Origin of the sequence: Streptomyces sp. NPDC087428 (assembly GCF_044744085.1) — a bacterium.
Taxonomy (GTDB): Bacteria; Actinomycetota; Actinomycetes; order Streptomycetales; family Streptomycetaceae; genus Streptomyces.
Map to the genome: position 1 here is coordinate 1 of NZ_JBIUXR010000043.1, position 1,697 is coordinate 1,697.

Genomic DNA, 1,697 nt, shown 5'->3' on the forward strand with positions numbered 1-1,697 from the left:
TGACCCGGTTCTCGATGAGCTGGTGGATCGTCGCGGTGTCGGGGTAGGGGCCGGTCTTCCCGTTCCAGTCGACCAGGATCTCCTGCCGCTCCCGCGCCGTCAGCATGTTCAGTTCGGACAGGTGGGCGTCAGGGGTGGCTGCCACGGAAGCGGCGAGGGTGCTGAGATGGCCGGCCATCCGCTCGATCCGCGCCCGATCGAACAAATCCGTCCGATACTCCAGCGCCGCCAGTACCTCACCGCCCGACTCCGCCGCCGTCAGCTGAAGGTCGAACTTCGCGTCCTGACCGCCCACCCCGACCTGCTCGACATCGAGTCCCGGCAGGCTCCACGTGTCCCCGTCCGGCGTGTTCTGGAACACGAACAGGGTCTGGAACAGCGGGTTGCGCGACAGGTCGCGGTTCGGGGCCAGCTCATCGACGAGCCGTTCGAACGGCAGGTCCTGGTGGTCGTACGCGCCCAGCGCCGTGTCCTTGACCCGGTTGATCAGCTCGGCGAACGTGGGGTCGCCGGACAGGTCGGTCCGCATCACCAGCGTATTGACGAAGAAGCCGATCAGGTCTTCGGTCTCCGCGCGGTTGCGGCCCGCGATCGGGGTGCCCACCGCGATGTCGTCCTGGCGGCCGTAACGGGCCAGCACGACCTGGAACAGCGACAGCAGCGTCATGAACAGGCTCGCGCCCTGCCGTCCCGCCGTCGATCGCAGCTGCTCCGCCACCTCGGCCGGCAGCGTGAAGTGCACCGTGTCCCCTGCGGCGCCCTCGCGCTCGGGAGGGCGTACGTGGTCCGTGGGCAGTTCCAGCACCGGCACGCCGGTCAGCCGCTCCCGCCAGTACGTCAGCTGCTCGTCCAGGAACTCGCCGGTGAGTCGGTCACGCTGCCAGACAGCGAAGTCCGCGTACTGCACCGGAAGTTCCGGGAGCGACACCTCGCGCTCGGCCAGCGCTGCGGCGTACAGCTCACGCAGCTCCCGCGCCAGAATGCCGGAGGACCAGCCGTCAGAGACGATGTGATGCAGCGTGACCAAGAGGTACTGGTCGTCCTCCGCGACACGGACCAGGTCCACGCGCAGCAGCCGTCCGCCGTCCAGCTCGAATGGGCGTCGCGCCTCTGCTCCCATGATCTCCTGCGCGGTCCGCTCCCTGTCCGCAGGTGTGGCGACGGCCCGAACGTCGTGCACCACCGGGGTGACCGACCACGGCGCCTCCACGATCTGCGAGGGCCGGCCGGAGTCATCGGTGACGAACCGGGTCCGCAGGATTTCGTGCCGGGCCACCAGAGCGGTGAACGCCGTACCCAAGGCGCCGGCGTTCAACTCGCCACGAACGCGCAGGCCGAAGGGCACCAGGTACTCGGCACTTCCAGGTGTCAGCTGATCGAGGAACCAGAGACGCTGCTGGGCGAAGGACAGCGGCAGCGAACCGTCCGCACGGTCGACCGGTACGAGCGGCGCCTCATCGGCCGTCGCCAGCTCACGCATGGCGGCGGCCAGAGTTGCCGGGGTGGGGGAAGTGAAGAGGGTGCGGACCGGCACGTCGATGCCGAGCTGCTGCCGCAGCCGGGACGTCACCTGCGTCGCGAGCAGTGAGTGCCCGCCGAGTGCGAAGAAGTTGTCGTGGATGCCGATGGTGGTGATGCCGAGGATGTCTGTCCAGATGGTGGTGATGAGGTGTTCGGTGGTGGTGCGGGGGGCGGTG

1 protein-coding gene is annotated in these 1,697 nt (G+C 68.7%); it reads right to left on the reverse strand.

The genetic code is table 11. The features are described 5' to 3' along the window. On the reverse strand, positions 1–1,697 hold a 1,697-nt coding region (locus ACIO3R_RS39525; protein WP_402111957.1), incomplete at both ends, for a condensation domain-containing protein.